The sequence below is a fragment of the Microbacterium sp. NPDC003461 genome (genome assembly GCF_053588335.1).
In genome coordinates this window covers 1-1,458 of record NZ_JBSFPT010000061.1, presented here as the reverse complement: position 1 = coordinate 1,458, position 1,458 = coordinate 1, and the positions used below count along the sequence as shown (strand labels likewise).

The window sequence follows — 1,458 nt, the reverse complement described above, 5'->3', positions numbered from 1 at the left end:
GGCTCTTCGGACTTCCGGTGGGGGTCATGGGGTGAGGCCGCCGGCGGCGAGGAGCATGCGGAGGCGGTAGTTGTGCCGGTTTCGGTAGCCGCGGGCGAGGCGGCGGTGGAGCTCGATGATCCCGTTCACCGCCTCGGTGCCGCCGTTCGATGACCGGTTGGTGGTGAAGTAGGCCAGGAACGCGTCGGTCCACCGCCGGAGGGTGCGGCCGAGGCGTGCAATCTCGGGGATCGGGCAGGTGTGGAACGACTCCACGACCTTCTCTGCGATCTTCCGCCCTTCGGCGAGGTCCTTCTGGTGATAGGCGGAGCGCAGCTGCTGCGCGCACTGCCACGCGACGAACACCTCATCATGGGCAGGGGCGGCTTCGATCGCCGCGACCAGCCGTGCCCGCTGCTTCTCGGTGAGGTTCTCGGCGCCGGCGCGGAGGATGGTCTGGATCCCGTAGAGCGGATCGCCCTTCCGGCCGCGGTGACCGAGGGTGTCCTGCTGGACACGTCGGCGGACCTCGTCGACGGCGGCGGTGCCGAGCTTGACGACGTGGAACGCGTCGAGCACCGCGACGGCGTCCTCGAGCTTGTCGTCGATCGCGGTCTTGTATCCGGCGAACGGGTCCAACGCCGCGACCTTCACGTTGTTCCGGAACGCGTCGCCGCGCTCGTCGAGCCAGGCCGCGTAGGCCTTCCCCGATCTGCCCGGCACGAGGTCGAGCAGCCGGGCACGGGTGCGACCGTGCTCATCCCGGGTCAGGTCGACCATCCCGGTCAGCTCCTTCGGGCCGCGCTTGCGGGAGTCGACGTGATGCCAGATGTGCTCGTCGACGCCGAGGGTGGTGACGTTCTCGAACCGGGACTCGTCGGCAGCCAGCTTGACGAGTTCGGGCTCAACGGCCCGCCACACCGTCTTCCACGACGTGCCCAGCTGTCGGGCCAGGCCCGCGATCGTGGCGTGCTCGCGGCGCAGCTGCCCGATCGCCCACGTCACCGCGCGCATGGTGATCGACCCGCGCGCGGCGACCAGGGTCGGGACCTGCTCCACGAACGTCCTCCTCATGCAGTCGGGATCATCACAACGCCACACCCGCTGCCGCCAGATCAGTCGCACCCGCGTCGCGCCGGGCACGTCGTGAAGAACGCGGCGGCGGCGACCCCGACCGACAGCGAGCACCCCGCACGACGGGCAACCGGCCGGCGCCGCGGGGCTCGAGACCGTCACCACCAGCAGCCCGTCCAGACGCTCGACCGCCTCGACATGGACGCCGTCGAGACCGAGCAGCAGATCGCAGCGGGAACACGGGCAAGCGGCAGAGCGCGCATCAGCGCACCCCGAACTATGGTGAGACACGTCGAGGTCCTCGGTTGGAGCAGCAGTTGGCGCTACTGATCCTCGGGGACCTCGACCCCTACCCGCCCGAACTCACCCGGCGAGCCTCACCCCCCACCGAATGTCCGAAGAGCC

At 70.0% G+C, this 1,458-nt stretch carries 1 protein-coding gene; it reads right to left on the bottom strand.

Going from position 1 to position 1,458, the window contains the following annotated elements; genetic code table 11:
• Nucleotides 1–24: 24 nt before the first annotated feature.
• Nucleotides 25–1,344: an ISL3 family transposase gene (locus tag ACWDR7_RS13065; RefSeq protein ID WP_447942466.1), complete on the bottom strand. Its 1,320-nt coding sequence runs from the start codon at nt 1,342–1,344 to the stop codon at nt 25–27.
• Between the last annotated feature and the right edge of the window lie 114 nt (nt 1,345–1,458).